Genomic DNA, 21,992 nt, shown 5'->3' on the forward strand with positions numbered 1-21,992 from the left:
TTTTAATATGCCATTTGGTTGCCTGCAAAAGGCTGTGATAAGATACATTCATTTTGCAACTATATCAGGTAATATCATGACCAGAGCAACGTCTTTTCTATTGACGCTATTATTTTTTATTACTTTATTTGTACAATCTACCAATTCAATGGCTGATGAAGTGCTACCCTCCTCTGATTTACAGAAGCCTTCTCCCACAGTCACCACGAAGCCATTTACAACTCCAGCTGCTCCATTACTTAATGGCAAAGCTTATATATTAATTGATGTGAATAGTGGAAAAGTGATTGCAGAAAAGAATAGTGATGAAAAATTACCACCTGCCAGTTTGACCAAAATGATGACATTGTATGTCATTTCTAATGCATTGAAGAGTGGACAAATTCATCTTACTGATATGGTAAGAGTGAGCCGTGATGCATGGCAGACAGGTGGCTCTCGTATGTTTATAAAAGAGGGTGATCAAGTCTCTGTTGAAGACCTTTTAAAAGGCATTATAGTAGATTCTGGTAACGACGCTTGTGTAGCAATGGCAGAGCACCTTGGTGGTTCGGAAAATGCTTTTACTGATATTATGAATCAGCAAGCTCAAAACTTGGGTATGAAAAACAGTCATTTTACAGACAGTACAGGATTACCTGATCCTAATCTATATACAACTGCTAAAGATTTGGCAATTTTAGGCCGAGCCTTAATACTCGATTTCCCAGAATATTATGATTGGTATAAACAAAAATGGTTTACATATAACGGTATACGCCAACCTAATCGAAATCGTTTATTGTGGCGAGATAGCCAAGTTGATGGTATAAAAACAGGCCACACGAATGACGCCGGATATTGTTTAGTATCTTCCGCAAAGCGTAATAATATGCGTTTATTAGCTGTGGTTTTAGGCGAACCCAGTGATTCTGTGCGTGCTGATGACAGTGAAAAATTACTAAATTACGGATTTAGATTTTTTGAAACACATCAATTATATAAAGCCGGACAATCAATTGCTGAATTACCTCTTTATAAAGGAACTTCTGATAAAATCACTGTGGGTTTGACAGAAGATCAGTTTATTACGATACCTGCTGGTCAATATGAAAGGTTAAATATTTCAACTAAAATTTCTAATGATTTACAAGCTCCTATAAAGAAAGGCGATAAAGTTGGTGATATTATTGTGCAATTTAATAACAATATCGTGTCAAGCAAACCGCTTTATGCTTTGCAAACAGTGGAGTCAGGTGGATTCTATACCAGAACAAAAGATTCGATACGGTTAGCATTTAAGCGATGGTTCGGTTCCTAGGATATTTTCATAATGAATATCGCATTTGTTAACGGAAAGTATTGTTCTCAATCTGAAGCAAAGATTTCAATATTTGATCGAGGCTTTCTTTTTGGTGATTCGGTTTATGAAGTGCTTCCTGTTTACCATGGGCGACCTTATTTTGTAGACAAACATCTTGACCGATTATTCTCAAATATGAAAAAAATTAAAATGACCATACCAAGTTATGACTGGCATGGTTTAATTCATAGACTAATATCAGAAAATAATGGCGGTAATTTACAAGTTTATATTCAAGTCACACGAGGAAACCAAGGGGTACGCAAACATGATATCCCTACTTCCATCACACCTTCTGTTATCGCATTCACCATGCATAATTCCTTTCCTACCAAGGAAGATAAGGAAAAAGGGATGTCAGCAAAACTGATTGAAGATTTTCGGTGGATGAGATGCGATATAAAAACTACTTCTTTAATTGCCAATATATTATTGAATGATGAGGCTGTATCTGCAGGATTCCATACTTCAATTCTTGCCCGGAATGGTCTAATTACAGAAGGAAGTAGTACTAACGTATTCATTGTCTCCCAGGATGGTGTTATTAAGACTCCACCCATGAATAATCTTTGTTTACCAGGAATTACGCGCCAAGTTGTTATTGAAATAATTAAAAAATTAGATTTAAAGTTCAGGGAAATAGAAATTAGCATTTCAGAGATTTTTTCTGCCCAGGAAGTTTGGGTAACAAGTACGACAAAAGAAGTATTCCCTATTACAAGGATTAATGATTCTTTAATTAATGGCGGAAAAGTTGGCGAATATTGGCGGATAATTAATGATTCTTACCAACAACTACTAGTAAACTAAATTATGACAAAAACGACATTAATAGAATTCCCTTGCTATTTTCCTATAAAAATTATCGGTATTAACTCAGAATTATTGCTCAATGAAATCAAGCAAATTGTTATTAATCACTTCCCTACTTTTGAAAATGAACATTTAACTCATAAAACAAGCGAGCAAAACAAGTACCTTGCTATTACTGTGACAGTATATGCGGAAAATCAAATTTCGCTGGATGGATTATATCAGGATTTAAGTCAACATCCGGCTGTGAAAATGGTTTTATAATGATAATTCGTAATTTAGGCATAAAAGATTATACTGAAATATGGGGGCAGATGAAGAAGTTCACTGAAATCCGTGACAGTAATTCTTACGATGAGCTTTGGTTATTAGAGCATTATCCAGTATATACTCAGGGGCAGGCAGGGAAACCAGAGCATGTACTTAACCCCAACTCTATAAAAATTGTGCAATCAGATCGTGGTGGACAAGTTACATATCATGGTCCAGGTCAATTAGTAGCTTATGTTTTAATGGATATTCGTCGCAGAAACTTGGGCATAAGAACTTTAGTAGCAAAACTGGAAGAAATATTAATTTCAGTTTTGGAACATTATAAAATTCCAGCAAACATTCGCAGTGGGGCACCTGGGGTTTACATAGGTGAAAAAAAAATTGCATCGATAGGACTTAGGGTTAAAAATGGATGTACCTATCATGGTATAGCATTAAATGTGAATATGGATTTGAGCCCATTTTCAGGTATAAACCCGTGTGGTTTTGCTAAAATGGAAATGACACAGATGAGTCATTTCGATCCTGCTATTCAGTTAGAGGAAGTAAGCCAACATTTTGTACAGTATTTTTTGAACCAATTTAAATAATAGGAAATTATGAATTTGTTAGCAGATTATGTGCAACCAATGACTTACTGGCTACAAGCAAACCCACATTGGTCTCTGTTTATCACATTCTTAATCGCTTTAAGCGAATCTTTAGCTGTCATCGGGAGTATTATACCTGGCTCCGTCACCATGACTGCAATAGGGATATTAGCAGGTTCTGGAATCATGCGTATTGATTTGACATTGCTTGCCGCTACTCTGGGGGCTGTTTGTGGAGATAGTCTTAGTTACTTTTTGGGATACTTTTATAGTGATCGTTTAATTGAGATTTGGCCCTTTAGAAAATATCCGGGCTTATTGAAATATGGTAAAGACTTTTTTGCAAGCCATGGTGGTAAAAGTGTATTAATTGGTCGTTTTATTGGTCCATTACGTTCGATCATCCCGGTAATTGCTGGAATAATGCATATGAAACAATGGAGATTCCTGATTGCAAATATAGTTTCTGCTATCGGATGGTCGATTTTATATGTTATGCCAGGGGTATTGATTGGTGCAGCAGGACATGAGTTATCAGCAGAAGGAGCTACAAGATTTTTTATCCTGATATTGGTGATTCTTGCTGTTATTTGGTTGACTAGTCTTGTTCTCAAATGGTTATTTATTAAGTTAAATTCATTTTTGAAAAGTAACTTGCATCGTTTTTGGTTAGAAATTAAGACAACCCCCAGACTATCTAAAGTATATAATGCTATCACTCCTGTTCAAGAGGAAAATCATTACAATACAGTTGGTTTATTACTTATTGCTCTAGTGATTTTTCTTCTCTTTTTGATTTTAGTTATTTTTACCATTGAAGGTCAACTGCTAGACTATATCAATGTGCCTGTGCATTTTTTTATGCAAAGCTTTCACAGTTCCTTACTGGAAGCAGTTTTTATTGTATGTGCTCAATTAACAAGTAAATCAACGTTAACTGGGCTATTCATCACCTCTTGTATATGGTTTGTTTATCATAAAAATTATCGAGCTACAGTTTATTTAAGCAGCATAACCCTATTGAGCTGTGTTATTGCTTTATTTTTAACTAAAATAATTGATAGCCCCAGACCGCAAGGACTCTTGGTTACTTTGCCTGGTTCTTCTTTTCCATCTGTTAGTATCTCGATTGCAACAGCACTGTATGGTTTTATTTTATTTTATATAAATAGCAAGTATTCCTTAATTACCAGCAGTTTTAAAACAATTATATTAATTGTTCTCGGATTAAGTGGGTTTGCTAATATCTATTTAGGCGACTTTTGGCTTTCTGACGTTTTAGCTGCTTATTTGTTGGGAGCTGAAGTTTGTTTGATTCATTGTTTGGTGTATAGAAGGTTTAGTACTTCTGTTATAAAGAATGAACATCCATTAATTATGCTCATATCACTATTTATGGTTATTGTATTTGCAACAGCAATTTCAACCGTTGTGAATTTTAAAGAGTTAGTTCATAACCATATGCCCTACCATAAGGAATTTACTCTAACAGAAAAACAATGGTGGGATCAGCAAAAGCCTCTTTTACCTTTGTACCGGCTAAGTAGAATTGGAAAACGAATAAGCCTTTTAAACATTCAATATGTAGGTGATTTGGATGCTTTTCAAAATAAGCTTGAACAATTTGGTTGGGAACCACAGAGTGATAAAACTTTTTTTACCAGATTACTGATGCGAATGAATAATGCACCATCAAATGTTAAATTGCCTTTACTCACTCAGTTATATGAAAATAAAAAGCCAGGCTTGATGATGACGTATCAAGATAAAAAATCCAAGTTGATTTTTGATTTAACTATTTGGCAATCGAACTATTATTTATCTGAACCTAAAAGAATTGTGTGGATAGGCTCCATTCATCAAAATATTTTTAATTTAAAGCAAAAAAAATCCAAACATAATTTATTGCCAGTATTAAATCCATTGTCTTATATAATCCCCGCTCTTGATGATTTTACACTTAGAAGGATTGTGCTGTCTGACAATTTGGTAAAAACATCGGTTTTTCCTACTGCTCCCATAGTTCTTTTGATAAAAAGCAAATAATAGAATGTAGTTGATTGCAGGAAACATGCTCTGATTTATTTATATTAGACCTGGCTAGTAACCCATGTAAATTACTGATATAACTATATATGTTCTTATAATTTATATAATAAGGGATGGAATCAATGCATATCTTGGCTAAAGTTATTCACTGTCTCTTTCCATTAATTGCACTAACTCTTTTAATTATTGGAATCAAACGAAATGCGATTTATTATATTATTTCTTCGTTATGGATAAGCCTTATTTCATTAGTCATTCATTATCAAACTTCTGGCGGAGAGATTTTAGGTACTTATTTTAATTATCTTAACGCAACAATATATACCATCAATTTATTCGTTTTGTGTTTATCTCTAGTTTATGTTTTATGGCATTTAAGCAATGATAATGTAGCGTTTAAAATAGTTAGCAGCTTGTTTCAATCATTTATAGTCATTGGAGCTTTATTGGTTGTAATCAATCTTTGGATAAATGCCTATTTTATCGAAAACAGGTTGAATGGAACTCCTGTGATGCAGGTAGCCCTTTTAGAGAAGCCTGATTATTGTAATTACAGATATATATTTTATAAGGTGGCGCTGGATGGCACCGTTTATTATCTTTGCCCTAATCATTACGGTTTAATCCCATCTATTGGTCGATTGTCAATAAGCCCAGATTTTATAGCATCACAGTTATCAATACCAAGCAAAAAGCAAATGCTCTTATTGCAACAAAAAAGGAGTTAAATTAGCAATTTTCTATATTTTAACAAATTGTTCTGATATTTATTATTTGATAGTATGTGTGTAACTTACCAGTATAGTGCGTCTATGAAGCGATTTTTTCCGATATTGTTTATTCTTTACTGCTGTAATTTATTTGCAATGGCACCTAAGCTTAACTGGGATAAAGCGATTGACAAAGCAATAAAACGTTATGGACTAAGAGTAGAACCGCAATTAATCTCTTATTTTTCTAAAGCCGGGGTTAGCTACCCTCCTAAAGAAATTGCCTTGCTTGCCTTCAAGTCAGAGCGTAAAGTTGAGTTATGGGCAAAAAATCCAGACCAAGCATGGACGCATATTCATGATTACCCATTAACTGGTTTTAGCGGGCGTTTAGGACCCAAATTACGCGAGAATGATAAGCAGATCCCCGAAGGGATCTATAAGTTAGTAAATTTTAACCCTTTTAGCAGCATGCACCTATCCATGATGATTAACTACCCAAATAGTTTCGATCGGCAAAAAGGTTATATGGACGGTAGAAAAGAGTTAGGGAATAATATTTTTATTCATGGAAAAAATTTATCTGTCGGATGTTTGGCTGTCGGTGACCTTGCTATTGATCAACTGTTTATCTTGGCAAGAAGAGTCGGTCTCAAAAACATTCAGGTTATTATTGCCCCTAATGATTTACGATATCAAAAGCCATCAACCGCTACATTTGCCCAACCCAGATGGTTGCCCGAGCTTTATAAGCAAATAGCAGAATCTCTCAAACCCTTTAAAAAGACTAAATTTACTGCTTAATATAAAGATTAATTTTTTTATTTTATTTTATTTAAGTAATTTGAGTATATACTTAAATAAAATAATTAATATAAAGAATAATCATAAAAATCATATGAATACTCCGAGAAGGCAATCATGGTCTCATATTGATTTGGGCGAAATAGCCAAGAATGATTCTTTGCTAGCCTGCCTGGTATTATTAACTCGATATTATCAAAATCCGTTTTCGCCTCCATCACTTATAGCTCGTTTGCCATTGGTCAATAGTAAATTGAGTGTAGATATGTTTTCGCGTGCTGCTGCCAGAGCTTCTTTGGATTCTGAAGTGAAAACTTTAAAATTAGAACAAATCAGTGATTCAGATATACCATTAGTATTAATTAAAAAAAATGGTGAGGCTGTGCTTCTAATACTGGAAGATGATGGCAAAAGAGTAATACTTGATCCCAAGCAACCTGATACCCGGATTGATTTGAATCAAATTGCCGATGAGTTAAGCGGAGAAGTCATTTTTGTTGAACAACAATACAAATCTAGTGCAAGAGCCCATGAAACTCTTTCCAAAGAACAAAAAAACTGGTTTTGGAAAGTTGTTATTAAATCTTGGCCATTGTATTCGGAAGTTCTTGTGGCATCGCTGCTAGTGAATGTATTTGCACTGGTCGTTCCATTATTTAGCATGAATGTGTATGACCGCGTGGTTCCAAACCATGCTATTGAAACCATGTGGGTGCTCGCCAGTGGCGTTGCATTAGTATTTATTTTTGATATGTTGCTTAAGAGTTTGCGTTCCTATTTTATTGATGTAGCAAATAAACACAGTGATAAAGAGTTGTCTGCTTTAATATTTCAACAGGTTCTTGGTTTAAGTATGGCAAACAGGCCGCGATCAGTTGGTTCTTTAGCCAATACGGTACAGTCATTTGAAGTATTCAGAGATTTTATTACGTCAACTACAATGACAGTTCTTGTTGATCTCCCTTTTGTATTTATTTTTCTTTTTGTTATTTATTTGATAGGCGGGGTTTTATTTTGGATACCTTTTTTAGTACTCCCCACTATTTTTATAATAGGTTTATTGCTGCAATGGCCTTTAATTCGACTTACGAGAAAATCCTACCAATATGGCGCTGAAAAGCAAGCTACGTTGTTTGAATCTTTAGCTACCATAGAAACTGTAAAGACAACTGGAGCAGAGTCAGTCTTGCAATCACGATGGGAAAAGATAATAAATGAATCCTCTAAAAACTCTATGCAATTGCGTTTTGTAGCTAATACAAGCATCAGCATTACTAATCTGGCTCAACAAATTGCTACTATCGCTATTATCATTGCAGGTGTTTATATGATTTCTAAAGGTGAGTTAACCACAGGGGGATTGATTGCCTGCACCATATTAACCGGAAGAGCATTGGCCCCCATGGCGCAGGTATCTACTTTATTTACACGTTACTTCCAATCAGTTAATGCGTTGGATTCATTAAACAAGATTATGCAACTTGAGACAGATACAACAGAAGAAACTCGTTATCTACACAGACCTACTCTGAAAGGTGCAGTTGAGTTTAAACAGGTGTCTTTCCAATATAAGGATGATGAGACTAAGGTACTGCAAAATCTTAATTTTAAAATTAATCCAGGTGAACGTGTAGCCATTATAGGACGAGTTGGTTCAGGTAAATCGACTTTGGGAAAATTAATATTAAAACTGTATGTTCCTAGCGAAGGAACCATTCTGCTGGATGGTACCGATTACAAACAAATTAATCCCGACGACTTGCGTCAGCAAATAGGTTATATTCCTCAGGATGTCGTTTTATTTTATGGAAGTATAAGAGATAACATTTGTGTAGGAGCACCCTTTATAAATGATTCTTCTCTTTTAAAAGCAGCTGAAATAGCTGGAGTAACGAGTTTCACCAATAATCATCCTAAGGGCTTTGATAGACAAGCAGGAGAAAAAGGGGCAGAATTATCGGGAGGGCAAAGACAAGCTGTGGCACTTGCCCGTGCTTTGATTATGAGCCCTAATATCCTATTACTGGATGAGCCGACTTCGGCGATGGATGATAATAACGAAAAACAAATTAAAAAAAATCTTAATGAATATTTATCCGATAATCGTACTTTGATTTTAATAACTCATAAGATTTCCATGCTGGAGCTGGTCAATCGCATTATCGTTTTGGAAAATGGCAAAATTATTGCTGATGGTAATAAAGACGCCGTTCTAAGTGCCCTTAGGACTGGAGTAACGGTGAGGAAATAGTCAATGAAAAAAACTCACAGTTCAAAAACCTTTACCCATATTATTTTATGGACTTCCTTGCTTTTTTTTATTGTAGCGATTATTTGGGCCAATTATGCCATTCTTGATGAAGTAACTACAGGACAAGGAAAAGTCATTCCTTCCAGCGAGGTGCAGGTTATACAGAATCTTGAAGGCGGGATTATTCAGAATATTTTTGTCAAAGAGGGACAAATAGTTAAAAAAGATCAAATTTTAATGCAAATTGATAATACTCGATTTATGGCCAGCTATGCCGAAGCAGAGAAAAAAATTGATGCACTGGAAATAGAAATTATACGGCTTAATGCTGAAATCAGTAATACGAAACCTGTGTTTCCAGAAAAATTTACCAAAACCTATCCCCATCTTGTGCAGGATCAGTTGTCTCTATATGAATCGCGTATGAGAGAGTTGAATCAATTGGAAAAGTCCCTGGAGTTGGCACAAAAGGAGCTGAATTTAACACGCCCATTATTAAAAGGAGGTTCCGTATCAGAAGTCGAGGTTATTAGACTGGAAAGAACGGTAAGTGAAATTAAAGGAAATATTGAGAAATTCAAATCAGAAGAGTTGGATAGATTAAATAAAGCCAGAACTGAGTTATTTGCGCTGGTTGAGGCTAATAAAGCGGATAAAGATCGTTTAACCAGGACTACAGTTCGTTCTCCAGTTTATGGCATTGTAAAACAAATTAAGACGAAAACGATTGGTGGTGTGGTTCAGCCGGGTAGTGATTTGCTTGAGATAGTACCACTTGATGATACTTTATTAATTGAAGCAAAAATACGCCCTTCTGATATTGGTTTTATACACCCCGGCCAAAAAGCCATGGTTAAAATTACTGCTTATGACTTTTCTATTTATGGTGGATTGGAGGGAGTTGTAGAGCATATTAGTGCCGATACTATTATTGATGAGCAAACAGATAAAAAAGAAGAAAGCTATTATATAGTTAAAGTGCGAACAGAGAAAAATTATCTGGGAACTGAAAAAAAACCATTACCTATCATTCCTGGCATGCAAGCTACAGTTGATATACTTACAGGTCAAAAATCTGTTCTTCAATACCTCTTGAAACCAATCATTAAAGCTAAGCAATCTGCACTAAGAGAACGTTGATTATTAGAAGTCATTAGCTTGTCATATTATGCGATAATTAGTTAATTGGTCTATCATAATATTAATATTATTTTCTGTAAGGCTATCCGTACAAAGGATATAATATTATGCAATCGATGGTACTCCATAAATCATCCAATTCTTACTACAATGCATATTATCTAACTGTAGCTTTCGCCACTCTAACATTTATCTTTGGGCTGTCTGTTTTAATTGGTTGGCATTTTAATATTGAGTTTTTAATTCAATACCAACCAAATAAGGTAGCAATCGTTTACAATACAGCTTTATCCTTTATCATTTTATCCTTTTCTATTTTTTTATTCCTAAATTGCTATTACAAGTCAGCCATTACCTTAAATACTATTGTTTTCATTTTATCTGGGTTAGCGCTTGCACAGCATATTTTTAGTATTAACCTTGGGATCGACGAAGTATTCTTTCATCACTATCAATCTATTGAAAATGCTTATCCTGGCAGAATGGCTGCGAATACAGCATTTTGCTTTTTATTAATTACTACAGCACTTATTTTGATGAATATAAGATGTTATCAATCCTTTAATAATTCTCTGGCAGGTGCACTTGGTTTATTAGTATTTTGTTTGGCTTTATTGTTCATAAGTGGTTATTTTTCAGACATTCAACAAGCTTACAAATGGGGTGACAAAACACCCATGTCAATCAATACAGGAATTGGTTTTTTGTTGCTTTCTTTAGCAGTGATGGGTTTATATTGGCATAATAATACCCTTTATCAATTAAACTCTGGTATTGCAATGCCTTATTTGAGTGCATTTTGCATTATGTTTACTTTTGCCTTGTTATCATTTGAAATTTTTAAAAAGGAAAAAGAACTAAATTTAAGCACCAATTTATCACTCAGTACGCTTGCTTTAGGAGTTTTTTTTTCCATTCTGTTTGGATTAATCATTAGATTATGGCAATTGGCAAAAATATCAGCTGTAACTGCCAAATATGCATTATCAGAAATCAAGGCAACTCTGGAATCTACCGCAGATGGTATTTTGGTAGTGGATAGAACAGGCAATGTGATGAATTACAATAAACGCTTTTTAAATATGTGGTATCAAGAAGAGAGACCTCTGAAAACGATAAATTATCATGATATAAAATTGATAATTAATAAACAATTAATCAATCGAAAGGAAACACTTCAAAGAATCAATAAGATCTTGAAAACTCCAAATTATCAACACTCATTCGAGTTAAAATTTAAAGGTGAGATATATTATGATTGCTATACTCAACCACTAAAACTGGATGATGAAATCATTGGGCGTGTTTGGAGCTTTAGAGATATTACTATTCCTAAAAGGCTTGAAATGGAGCTATCTCACCAATCTACACATGACATGCTTACTAATTTACCTAATAAAGTATTGGCTATTAACATGCTAGGATATGCAATGAAAACAGCAGTTAGTAGTAAAAAAATAGTCGGAGTATATCTATTAGATTTGGATCGATTTACACAAATCAATGATGTCTTTGGGCACAGCAAGGGAGATGAAATAATAAAAGCTATTTCAAGACGTTTAATTGATTGTGTGCCGATGAACCATGTACTTGGACGACTTAGTGGTGATCAGTTTATTGTAATTGCCAGTATTAACAATAACAAGGAGGTTGTTACTGGAGTCACACGTTTACTGAGTGCGTTTCAAGAGCCTGTTAAAATGAACGGTCATTGTATTAAAATGAGTTGCAGTGTAGGGATTTCATTTTACCCTAAAGATGGAGATACAGTTGACACCTTATTATCTAAGGCTGATATTGCCCTGTCTCGAACAAAAGTTGAAGGTCGCAATAGTTTTCAATTTTATACACAAGAAATGCATAGCTATACATTAGAACACATTTTACTGGAAAGTGAGTTAAAGAATGCAGTGGCGAAAAATGAGTTTGTTTTGTTTTACCAACCTATTCTAAAATTGAGTTCTTTGAATGTGATTGGTTTTGAGGCTCTAATCCGCTGGAATCACCCTCGGAATGGGTTAATTCTCCCGGACAAATTTATTCCTCTTGCAGAAGAAATAGGAATAATTGGTGAAATTGGTGATTGGGTGTTCGTCACCGCATGCAAACAGATACAAGCATGGCAACTCCAAGGGTTTAAAAATATAAAAATTTCAATTAACATTTCACCAAAGCAGTTTAAATTTCAATATATTCCCAAGAGGATTAATGAATTATTATCTGAATTTCAAGTAAAATCAGAATCTATTGAATTAGAATTAACTGAAAATATATTAATAGACAAGTCGACTGATATTATCGATACTTTAAATGAATTAAAGGAAATGGGTATCCAAATTTCAATTGATGACTTTGGTACCGGTTATTCTTGCTTAAGCTACTTAAAAGACTTACCAATTGATATTTTAAAAATTGATCAAAGCTTTGTTAAGGATCTAAAAAATAATCAATCCAATCAAACTCTAATAAAAGCTATCATTGCGATGGCAAAAAAATTTAATTTGAGTTTGATTGCAGAAGGAATCGAAAACCAATATCAACTCGAATTTTTAAAAAAACTTGGTTGTCATTACGGGCAAGGATATTATTTTTCTCATCCAAAGCCAACCGAAAATTGCATGCAATTTTTGCAATAATTTATTTATTTGCCTCATGATCTGGATGAACGATAAAAATTCCTGGCGCATTACGTAAATATTCGTGGTAATCCATGCCATAACCAAAAATATAATGATCCTCTACTTGCAAACCGACGAAATCTGCTTTTTGCAAACCATTGGGAACACGTTTGCGATATTTATCAACTAATACAGCACTGTAAACTTCTGCAGCCCCTATTGCTTTGATTTCATTGATTATGGCAGCCAGAGTTATACCCCCGTCAAGAATATCATCTACGACCAAGACTGTGCGTCCTGCAAGATTGCTTGATGGTCTCACTTTCCAATGAATGTCTCCCCCCGTTAAATCACCTCGATAACGAGTAGCATGAACATAATCCACCTCTAAAGGAAAATCCAAACGATGCAATAAATTACCTAATGGAACGAGACCTCCTACCATCACACAAATAATTACAGGATTTTTATCCTGTAGTTTTTCATGAATTTTTATTGCCATCCTATCCAGTGCTGCTTCTACTTCATTAGATGTGTATAAACAGGTTGATTTTTCATATACCGCTTTAATTTTATCAGGAATAGTCATTTATTTATTTCCTTAGAAGTTGTTTATACAGTCTAAAATGAAGTTAATCTTTTATCTTCCCGGCTCCAGGGAATGGCCTTACTTTATTGCTATGGCCCAAGTTATCTTTGACTTTTGATGTCCCTTGTTTTGAAACTTCATCAATTCGAAAGATGGAGTGTACAGGGATAAAAATGCGCTTAACATCACAAAATTCCATTTTAAGTTTTTCTTCAGATGGATCAACTACCAGTGCTGTTTGCTCTCCAAAAACAAGCTCTTCAACCTCCAGAAAACCAAACATATCGCTTTCTTTTATTGAACGAGCATAGATTTCATAAATTTCGTCCTGATTAGCAAAACTGATTTTGAATAGCGATTTTTTTGTCATGTATTTAACCTTATCTAAAAGCAGAATCAAGTATACAAAAAGTAAGGGTTAATCTTCAAATATTTAGAGTCGTTTAGTCGTATAGAGCGCATTGTTAGATCCAAATTTGTTCATTTAGACCTAATGGTGACAATAATTCAATCTCTTTAGTATGTAGATTATTAACGAACTATAAATGCTTTCTAATTTGTTGCTGGTTGTAAGGGTGAGTCATACTCTTTTTTTGCCGATTCTATGACAGGTTCAATTGCTAGTGATGGACTGATGTACTCATATTTTTGAGTAATATAACAATAAAAGCCAGAAGGAAAAGGCCATATCATTTTTCCAATCTCATCAAAAAAAGTTAATTTTTTAATTAAAGATTGGCTATTTACTGGTGGTATATAGCAAAAATTAGTTAAGGAGCACTGCTTATAGCCTCTTTGAAGAAAAATTCTGTTAAGATTGAAAGCTGAACGCATTTTTACTGTTCGATTGCCATAACAATTAAGTAATCCCCATTTCATGGCACCTCCCCATAAACTCCATGGGTTAATGCATAAGAATATGAGAAATCCCATAGGTTTCAATATGCGGTCGATTTCATCAATTAAACTAAAATTGTTTCCAAATGGCTCTAATGTTAAGGGTACGATAACACAATCCAAGGTGTCTCTATTCAGTGGCAACTGATTTAGTGAGCACTCAAGATGGATTTTATTGATAGAAGAAAATGGTGATGCTATCCATTTATGTTTAAAATCAAGCAGGTTTAACCAGGGATTTGTACCACAATCTCCAAGTTGTAGTAGTGTCTCTCCTTTTAAGAACTTCTTTACTGGTTCCAATTGATCTGTAAATTCTTTAGCAACAAATACACCTAATGGTGATTGGAACCATTCGTATAAAATGCGATAATGTTTTATTTGATGTTCAATCAACAAAATGTGACCTTTAATTTATAATCTTTTATTAACTACAATACAACGACTTTTATATGCAAACAATTCATTTTTAATTTTAAATCTTTCAAATTGTTTCTTATTTCCAAGAGTTGCCTTATAGCCTGTGTTTGTAAAAAATTGATATGGTGGAGTAATCAGAAATAGTATTTAGGGACACGTCTAATTAAAATAATTTATAAAACAATGAACTACTTAATATCATGACTTAAATACGATATTGTGTTCAAAAAACAATGAAATTATATAAATTTTTAACTATATTTAAAACTAAGACACAATTTGAATAAATAAAATGGCTCTAGCTACAGAAGAATATAGATTACAGGGTATTGGCCAGCTTCTCGTGCTGGAAAAGTTGCTAGATAAAACAAAAGCAATTGAATTACACAAATTGGCTGCAGCAGAAAAGTTGTCTTTACTGCAATACATTGTAAAAAATAAAATATTGTCGGCTGAACAAATTGCACTGACGGCTGCTCAAAATTTTGGCGTACCGATGTTGGATATTAATTGCATCGATGTGAGCTCTATTCCTGCCAGTCTGGTTAATGAGAAATTAATTAAACGTCATGCCATGGTACCCCTTTTTAGTCGAGGTACCAATTTATACCTTGCAACAGATGATCCCAGTAAACAGGCTTCCTTAAAGGAGATTCAGTTTCATACCGGATTGAACACTCATGCGATAGTTGTAGAAACAGATAAACTTAGCTCTTTGATTGATAACTTATTAACAGCAAAGGAAAGTCAGGGCTTATCAGACTATGTCGATGACTCTGGAGATCTGGAAGGTTTAGAAATAAGTACTGAGGATGAAGATCAAGATATTGATACAGCAACCTCAGTAACTGATGATGCGCCCATCGTAAAATTCGTCAATAAAATTTTATTGGATGCGATAAGGCAAGGCGCTTCTGATATACACTTTGAGCCTTATGAACGAGAATACCGAATCAGATACAGGCAAGATGGTATTTTACATGAGGTAGCTACTCCCCCGGCAAGCTTGTCATCCCGCATTACAGCACGCATAAAGGTCATGTCTAATTTGGATATATCAGAGCGGCGTATCCCCCAGGATGGTGGTTTCAAAATGAAAATTTCCAAATCACGAGCAATTGATTTCAGAGTGAGTACATGTCCGACTTCAGCAGGGGAAAAAGTGGTTATGCGGGTTCTTGATTCTGGTGCTGCCAAATTAGGTATTGAAGCATTAGGATTTAATCCTGTTCAGAGAAAAAATTTCCTTAAAGCAATCCAGCGTCCTCAAGGGATGATTTTAGTCACTGGCCCTACTGGTAGTGGTAAAACAGTCACCTTATATACGGCATTAAATATATTAAATACAATTGAGGTTAATATCTCAACAGCCGAGGATCCAGTTGAGATCAAAGTACCTGGTATCAATCAGGTTAATATTAATCCTAAAGCTGGTTTAACCTTTTCCGGTGCATTGCGTTCGTTTCTAAGGCAAGACCCTGATATTATCATGGTTGGTGAGATACGAGACCTTGAAACAGCGGAAATTGCTGTAAAAGCTGCGCAGACAGGACATTTGGTTCTTTCCACACTGCATACCAACAGTGCTGCTGAAACATTAAATCGTTTAGTGAACATGGGAATACCTACTTTTAACATTGCGAGCTCGGTTACCTTAATTATCGCGCAAAGACTGGCAAGAAAATTATGTAATCAATGTAAAGCAGTGCGAGATGACTTTACCAATCAAGGTTTGATTGAATTAGGTTTTAAGGAAACTGATCTGGTTAATCTTACATTATACAAAGCAGTTGGTTGTGATCAATGTACAAGTGGTTATCGCGGGCGCGTTGGGTTGTTTGAGGTTTTACCGATGACGAAAGAGCTAGGCCAATTGATTATGTCAGGTGGTAACTCGCTGGATATATTAAAGTTAGCTCAATCAGAAGGTATGCTGACCATCTTTCAATCAGGAATAGAAAAAGTTAAGGAAGGAATCACGACCATAGAGGAGGTCAATCGGGTAACCGTTGATTAATTTGGATGGATAAAAATAGCCCACCCTTATTAACCTTTCATTATCAAGGCATCAATAAAGCCGGTCAAAAAATGGAGGGTGATATTCAAGCCAGAAGCTTGGCGATAGCTAAAGCCGATTTGCGTAAGCAAGGAATAGTCACTAATAAAGTAGTTAAAAAAAGAAAACCTTTGTTGGATAGAAAAAATAAAAAAATTACACAAGCCGATATTACAGTCTTTAGCCGCCAATTAGCGACAATGATAGAGTCAGGTATACCATTAGTGCAAGCGTTTGATATTGTTGCCAAAGGACAAAGCAATAAAAGACTTAAAGACTTAATAGAAACAATCAAGCACGATATCGAAACGGGTCTAACGCTAGCAGAATCCTTAATTAAACATCCACTCTATTTCAATGAATTATTTTGTAATCTTGTCGATGCAGGTGAAAAATCAGGTTCATTGGATATCATGCTGGACAAGGTTGCAACGTATAAAGAAAAAATTGAAATCATAAAAAAGAAAATAAAGAAAGCTTTAACTTACCCAATCGCTGTTATGGTTGTCGCACTTTTGGTTACTGCGGGATTATTAATCTATGTGGTTCCTCAATTTGAATCGCTGTTCAAAGGATTTGGAGCTGATTTGCCAGCAATGACTAGAGCTGTAATTACTATGTCTGAATTTATGCAGGCTTATTGGTATATTATTTTTGGAGCATTGGGTGGGATTATCTATAGCTTTTTTTACGCTAAAAATCATTCTTTGGAGTTCGCACAAACTATTGACAGAGTAATGCTAAAATTTCCTGTGATTGGTCCTATCCTAGAGAAAGCAGCAATTGCCAGATTTGCGAGGACATTATCTATTACTTTTGCTGCTGGATTACCTCTGGTTGAAGCTTTGAAGTCTGTAGCTGGGGCGACTGGGAATATTATTTATGCCAAGGCGACTGATAAAATCAGAGAAGAAGTTGCCACAGGACAGCAAATGTTTGTTGCTATGGAAAACACCCATTTATTCCCAAATATGGTAATTCAAATGGTAGCAATTGGTGAGGAGTCAGGTGCCCTTGAAAAAATGTTAAGCAAAGTTGCTGATTTTTATGAGGAAGAAGTAAATAATGCTGTCGATGCTCTGAGTAGTTTATTGGAGCCGATAATTATGTCAATATTGGGTATACTGGTTGGGGGATTGGTGGTGGCTATGTATTTACCTATCTTCAAACTGGGCTCCGCTGTTTAAATAGATCTTATTTAATTTAACCCTACAATATAGGCAAATGAGTCAATGATAAATGCGCTAATAATCAATTATCCATGGTTCATGTATTTAGTCGTTGGACTCTTTTCTTTAGCCATTGGAAGTTTACTTAACGTAATAATCTATCGCATACCGATCATTTTGCAGGAAGAGTGGAAAGAGCAATGCTGCGAACTATTTCATCTCGAACAGCAGAAAGAAAAAATAAAACTTAATCTATTTTTACCACGTTCTTTTTGTCCTCATTGTAAAGCAATGGTTAAATGGTGGCAAAATATTCCCCTGTTAAGCTATATCTTGTTAAGAGGACGCTGTTATCAATGTGATAGTCGAATTTCAATTCGCTATCCTTTTGTTGAGCTGTTGACCACGGTTTTATCGCTATACGCCAGTTGGCATTTTGGGTTTACAACACAATTATTATTTGCTTTATTAGCCATCTGGATATTGATACCACTTGCTTTTATTGATCTTGATCATCAATTACTCCCTGATAGTCTCACTTTAGGGCTCTTATGGCTTGGCCTTATTGCTAATACCCAGAATGTATTTGTTAGTCTCAATGTTGCTGTATTAAGCTGTGTTGGAGCCTATTTAAGCTTATGGATATTTATTAATCTGTTTTATCTGATGACAGGTAAAGTAGGTATGGGACATGGTGATTTCAAGTTATTTGCAGCATTTGGCGCATGGTTTGGGTGGATGTATTTACCATTAATTCTTCTAATATCTTCAATAACTGGGGCTATCATTGGTTTGTTTTATTTAAAGACAAATGGTAAATCAAGAGATACTACTATACCCTTTGGCCCTTTTCTTTGTATTTCTGGATTAATAACTATGTTTTGGGGAGATTTAATTATCAATTGGTATATAGGTTATTGGATGTAAAATCTTGATGAGCTTAGCGTAATCCAACAATAAACAGAGACCACACGCCTAATATAACATGAGAAATGGATACCCCCAAAAGAGATTTCTGCCTGTGAAATAGCCATCCCCAAAAAAGTCCAGCGATAAAAGTTAATGAGGCAAAGGTTAGTCCCAGGTGAGTATGCATAGTTGCAAAGATTAGATTGGACAGAAAAATTGCATTCCATTGACGAAATATTTTTTCTCCAGGTAAAAAATGAAAAAAAGTGGATTGTAGAGCACTTCTGGCCATTAGCTCTTGAATGGGGGCAAAAAGGCTATATAAAAAAATCATAGCGAAGTAATGTACCCAGTCCACTTCATTATTGACCAAAAAGCGCTTTGTTCCAGAAAATAAAAGGTTATTATCCAGATGTTCGATACCTATTATAAAAAACACCTTTATTATTAGTACAAAAAGCATAACAGGAATTGTAAAAGCCAATGCTTCCAGAATGGTTTTTCCCCAATCTTTCGCAGTGATGCCAAATCTGGAATATGGTAGACCAGTAAAATGCATTGCAATGAGAATTGCTACTGCAAAGATTGAAATTAAGCAGATTGACAGTACGGTAGTGACAGTTACCTGATGTATTATGGTAACCAGGAAGTGTAGAGATAAAGTATAGAGGCAAATAATCCATAGTAGAGCTATGATAAATACACCCAATGCATTACGCCCTGCTGCTTCTTTGAGAGCTTGCTGCATATTTTTCACAGTTACTTCATTAGTGAAACGAAGTCTTCTGGAAAGTATTTGAGCCATGTTTTTAATTAATATCAAATTTAGTTTTGGTTTAGCCTTTACCTTTTCCAGCGGGTATTCTATGACAGTGAGGTCAGTTTTCGCTTTAACCGACGCGGAACGTCTATTATTTTCAACGAGTGCCATCTCACCAACAATTTCATCTTTAGTTAATGTAGCAATCACATGAATATTATGTTCTTCAAATTCATCAATGGTTTTTTTAAATATCTCAGCTACTCCTTCAACTATAATGAAGAAGGAGTCTGCTAAGTCACCTTCATTATAAATGATACTTCCAGCTGGATATTCGCGAGGTTTGCCAATTTTTGAAAAACTGACAAGATCATCTTTTGAGAAACCAATTGTTATCGATTGATAACTTCCTATTAATTCGTTATCCAATTGATTGCAGTTTTTAGAAGTATCATTTTGATTCATTCTCATTCCAATCCTAAATATGGAAGCCTAGATTTACTCTATTGATACAACTACGCTTTATAGCTTGTGAATAATTTATTATTTGATTAATAAACTATTAATAAACTGAATTTAAGGCATACCTTTTCTTCTTTGCATAATAGCTGAGAAAAATTCTGGTTTATTTAATCCCATTGATGCGAATATTTGAGGTATTTTATCCCAGCTCCCCTCTTGTTCAATACTGTCTACAACCAACTCAAATCCAGCATTCTTATCGCTTTCTACACCCCAGCCATTGATAATGCATAAACCTCTTAATCTCTTGGCACCTACATGCCCCAACTTTTCAGCTGCAATTAAATGCGCATGGGCCTCATCAAATAATTGTTGCGCTCTTTTTAAGTTGGCTTGACTATTAAATATACCCTCATGGTCCAGTTTTTGTCGGTATTTTGCTTCGTCGAGAAAAATTTGACCTAGCTGAAAATTAGCTGCTGAGTCATCGAGATTAGCAGCTGCTCTATAGCACTCAATCATCATGATTTCTGCATAGGGGAGTTTTTTATGATTCTTCAATTTTTTAAAAATTGTAGCTAATTCAAAATAATAGAGTATTTCCTTCTTCAGAATTTCATCCCCAGGCTGATTACTTACTCTATTGGCTTGCATAGCCTTTATTTTTTTTGTAATTCTTCTTATTTTCCATCGTTTAAAGATAAACATGCCCTACTCCCTTACCTAAGCTGTTAGGTCAAATAATATTTGTAGTAAAAAAATTATCGCAATAATTAAAACCATCAAGAGAATGATTTTGAATCCTAATATAGTGGAATCTCTCCCACGACTGGCAGGCTTGGAAGGTGATTTTTCTTGCATGCTTTCTAAAGGCTTTTCCTGAGGTTCTAAATAGTTTTTATCAATATAGTTAGAGATGTAATAAGAAAGATAGCCCATAATTAAGCTCGGTGTAAAAAAGATAAGCCAAACCAGTGTTTTGCTAGCAGTAGGGCTGAAATAATATTCATCTTCACCATATGCTATCATGGTACTAACAAAATCAGGGATATCGTAATCCAACTGCCAAATTAAGAAAGGAACAATATAAAAGCTAAAGAAGAATAGACCTAATGAAATTACCAGGCAAATAATTCCTAGAATATGTAGTTTACTATTCTCGTATATATTATGCTGCATAGTATTCCCATGATTCGATTAGTTTAAAGTAGTATAATATTATTATTTTTAAGATAGCAGATGGCTATTAATAAGTACAATCGCAATTTAAATATTATTTGTTTATTAATCAATGAATTAAAAAGGCTGCTTATGAAACGTTATGTTTTTATGCTTTCTGATGGTACAGGAATTACTGCTGAGACATTAGGTAATAGTCTGATTACACAATTTGAGAATATACAATTTGAAAAAATAACAATACCCTATATAGATTCAACTCACAGAGCAGAAAGCGTTGTGCTAAGAATTAATCAATGTTTTTCAGAGCAAGGAACCAAGCCTTTAGTATTTATGACTTTAGTTGATCCTGAAATTAGACAGGCTATTAAAAAAGCGCATGCCTGTGTTTTTGATTTGTTTAGTATTTTTATTGGACCATTGGAAAATGAGCTAGAGGAGAAATCATCTTATACTGTAGGTAGAACTCATGGGGTAGCGAATGTGAAGTCCTATTCGCATCGCATTGAAGCAATTGATTTTGCCCTTTCACATGACGATGGAATAAAAACACGCGGTTACGATAAGGCGGATATTATTCTTATAGGGGTCTCACGTTGTGGTAAAACTCCCAGTTGCTTATATATGGCGCTTCAATATGGCATTTTAGCAGCCAATTATCCTTTTACAGAAGAAGATTTGGTGGGTTTTCGCTTACCAGAGGTATTAAGACCTTATAAGCAAAAATTATTTGGATTAACAATTGATCCACAACGCTTGCAACAAATTCGCTCTGAGCGTAGACCAAATAGTAAATATGCCTCTGCAGAGCAGTGCAGATTGGAAGTAACAGAAGTAGAAGCCATGTACCAACGAGAAAATATTCCTTATATCAATTCAACAAAATATTCCATAGAAGAGATATCGACAAAAGTTCTTGCTATTGCTGGTTTACAAAGGAAAATATAAAGCTTATTTTTGA

The 21,992-nt window shown here is 34.8% G+C and carries 20 protein-coding genes; 14 read left to right on the forward strand and 6 right to left on the reverse strand.

What is annotated here, in order from left to right:
- Nucleotides 1-76: 76 nt before the first annotated feature.
- From OQJ02_RS07050 to OQJ02_RS07095, 10 genes are all read left to right on the forward strand, one after another.
- Complete coding sequence (locus OQJ02_RS07050) at nt 77-1,300, forward strand: D-alanyl-D-alanine carboxypeptidase family protein (RefSeq protein ID WP_265718511.1); 1,224 nt, start codon at nt 77-79, stop codon at nt 1,298-1,300.
- Between the two features lie 12 nt (nt 1,301-1,312).
- On the forward strand, nt 1,313-2,152 hold the full coding sequence (locus tag OQJ02_RS07055) for a D-amino acid aminotransferase (RefSeq protein ID WP_265718512.1): 840 nt from the start codon (nt 1,313-1,315) through the stop codon (nt 2,150-2,152).
- Between the two features lie 3 nt (nt 2,153-2,155).
- Entirely contained in the window at nt 2,156-2,419 is a 264-nt protein-coding gene (locus tag OQJ02_RS07060) for a YbeD family protein (RefSeq protein WP_265718513.1), read from the forward strand.
- A complete protein-coding gene (gene lipB / locus OQJ02_RS07065; RefSeq protein WP_265718514.1) occupies nt 2,419-3,018 on the forward strand; it encodes a lipoyl(octanoyl) transferase LipB in 600 nt (199 codons plus the stop codon). Before OQJ02_RS07060 ends, lipB begins: the two co-directional genes overlap by 1 nt.
- 9 nt (nt 3,019-3,027) lie before the next feature.
- Nucleotides 3,028-5,064 carry a bifunctional DedA family/phosphatase PAP2 family protein gene (locus tag OQJ02_RS07070; RefSeq protein ID WP_265718515.1) on the forward strand — a complete coding sequence of 679 codons (2,037 nt, stop codon included), beginning with the start codon at nt 3,028-3,030 and terminating at the stop codon, nt 5,062-5,064.
- Between the two features lie 125 nt (nt 5,065-5,189).
- Nucleotides 5,190-5,795, forward strand: a complete 606-nt coding sequence (locus OQJ02_RS07075) for a type I secretion system protein LssZ (RefSeq protein WP_015444496.1) — start codon at nt 5,190-5,192, stop codon at nt 5,793-5,795.
- An 84-nt stretch (nt 5,796-5,879) separates the two neighbouring features.
- Nucleotides 5,880-6,581: a L,D-transpeptidase family protein gene (locus OQJ02_RS07080; RefSeq protein ID WP_265718516.1), complete on the forward strand. Its 702-nt coding sequence runs from the start codon at nt 5,880-5,882 to the stop codon at nt 6,579-6,581.
- Between the two features lie 94 nt (nt 6,582-6,675).
- On the forward strand, nt 6,676-8,832 hold the full coding sequence (locus tag OQJ02_RS07085) for a type I secretion system permease/ATPase (RefSeq protein ID WP_265718517.1): 2,157 nt from the start codon (nt 6,676-6,678) through the stop codon (nt 8,830-8,832).
- A gap of 3 nt (nt 8,833-8,835) precedes the next feature.
- A complete protein-coding gene (locus OQJ02_RS07090; RefSeq protein ID WP_265718518.1) occupies nt 8,836-9,972 on the forward strand; it encodes an HlyD family type I secretion periplasmic adaptor subunit in 1,137 nt (378 codons plus the stop codon).
- Between the two features lie 107 nt (nt 9,973-10,079).
- Nucleotides 10,080-12,608 carry a GGDEF domain-containing phosphodiesterase gene (locus tag OQJ02_RS07095; RefSeq protein WP_265718519.1) on the forward strand — a complete coding sequence of 843 codons (2,529 nt, stop codon included), beginning with the start codon at nt 10,080-10,082 and terminating at the stop codon, nt 12,606-12,608.
- A gap of 1 nt (nt 12,609) precedes the next feature.
- Here the strand turns inward: OQJ02_RS07095 and OQJ02_RS07100 are convergent, their stop codons facing one another.
- The 3 genes from OQJ02_RS07100 to OQJ02_RS07110 all read right to left on the reverse strand — a co-directional run bounded on the left by OQJ02_RS07100 (nt 12,610) and on the right by OQJ02_RS07110 (nt 14,475).
- Nucleotides 12,610-13,179 carry a hypoxanthine-guanine phosphoribosyltransferase gene (locus tag OQJ02_RS07100; RefSeq protein WP_265718520.1) on the reverse strand — a complete coding sequence of 190 codons (570 nt, stop codon included), beginning with the start codon at nt 13,177-13,179 and terminating at the stop codon, nt 12,610-12,612.
- 43 nt (nt 13,180-13,222) lie between these two features.
- Nucleotides 13,223-13,549: a DUF1820 family protein gene (locus OQJ02_RS07105; RefSeq protein WP_265718521.1), complete on the reverse strand. Its 327-nt coding sequence runs from the start codon at nt 13,547-13,549 to the stop codon at nt 13,223-13,225.
- A gap of 182 nt (nt 13,550-13,731) precedes the next feature.
- Nucleotides 13,732-14,475, reverse strand: a complete 744-nt coding sequence (locus OQJ02_RS07110) for a methyltransferase domain-containing protein (protein ID WP_265718522.1) — start codon at nt 14,473-14,475, stop codon at nt 13,732-13,734.
- Between the two features lie 313 nt (nt 14,476-14,788).
- Here OQJ02_RS07110 and pilB point away from each other — a divergent pair, with 313 nt between their 5' ends.
- Genes pilB through OQJ02_RS07125 form a run of 3 tightly spaced genes read left to right on the forward strand, consistent with a single transcriptional unit; the run spans nt 14,789 to nt 18,648 of the window.
- On the forward strand, nt 14,789-16,513 hold the full coding sequence (gene pilB, locus OQJ02_RS07115) for a type IV-A pilus assembly ATPase PilB (RefSeq protein ID WP_265718523.1): 1,725 nt from the start codon (nt 14,789-14,791) through the stop codon (nt 16,511-16,513).
- 5 nt (nt 16,514-16,518) lie between these two features.
- Nucleotides 16,519-17,739 carry a type II secretion system F family protein gene (locus OQJ02_RS07120; protein ID WP_265718524.1) on the forward strand — a complete coding sequence of 407 codons (1,221 nt, stop codon included), beginning with the start codon at nt 16,519-16,521 and terminating at the stop codon, nt 17,737-17,739.
- 45 nt (nt 17,740-17,784) lie between these two features.
- Complete coding sequence (locus tag OQJ02_RS07125; protein ID WP_265718525.1) at nt 17,785-18,648, forward strand: prepilin peptidase; 864 nt, start codon at nt 17,785-17,787, stop codon at nt 18,646-18,648.
- A gap of 13 nt (nt 18,649-18,661) precedes the next feature.
- Here OQJ02_RS07125 and OQJ02_RS07130 read toward each other — a convergent pair whose 3' ends face one another.
- The 3 genes from OQJ02_RS07130 to OQJ02_RS07140 form a co-directional block, all read right to left on the reverse strand.
- A complete protein-coding gene (locus tag OQJ02_RS07130; protein WP_265718526.1) occupies nt 18,662-19,855 on the reverse strand; it encodes a cyclic nucleotide-binding domain-containing protein in 1,194 nt (397 codons plus the stop codon).
- Nucleotides 19,856-19,966: 111 nt separating this feature from the next.
- Nucleotides 19,967-20,560 carry a hypothetical protein gene (locus OQJ02_RS07135; protein WP_265718527.1) on the reverse strand — a complete coding sequence of 198 codons (594 nt, stop codon included), beginning with the start codon at nt 20,558-20,560 and terminating at the stop codon, nt 19,967-19,969.
- Nucleotides 20,561-20,575: 15 nt separating this feature from the next.
- Complete coding sequence (locus tag OQJ02_RS07140; RefSeq protein WP_265718528.1) at nt 20,576-21,031, reverse strand: hypothetical protein; 456 nt, start codon at nt 21,029-21,031, stop codon at nt 20,576-20,578.
- Nucleotides 21,032-21,163: 132 nt separating this feature from the next.
- Between OQJ02_RS07140 and OQJ02_RS07145 the strand changes: the two genes are divergently transcribed.
- Nucleotides 21,164-21,979: a pyruvate, water dikinase regulatory protein gene (locus OQJ02_RS07145; RefSeq protein ID WP_265719806.1), complete on the forward strand. Its 816-nt coding sequence runs from the start codon at nt 21,164-21,166 to the stop codon at nt 21,977-21,979.
- Nucleotides 21,980-21,992: the final 13 nt, after the last annotated feature.

The sequence above is a fragment of the Legionella sp. PATHC032 genome (assembly GCF_026191185.1).
Taxonomy (GTDB): Bacteria; Pseudomonadota; Gammaproteobacteria; order Legionellales; family Legionellaceae; genus Legionella.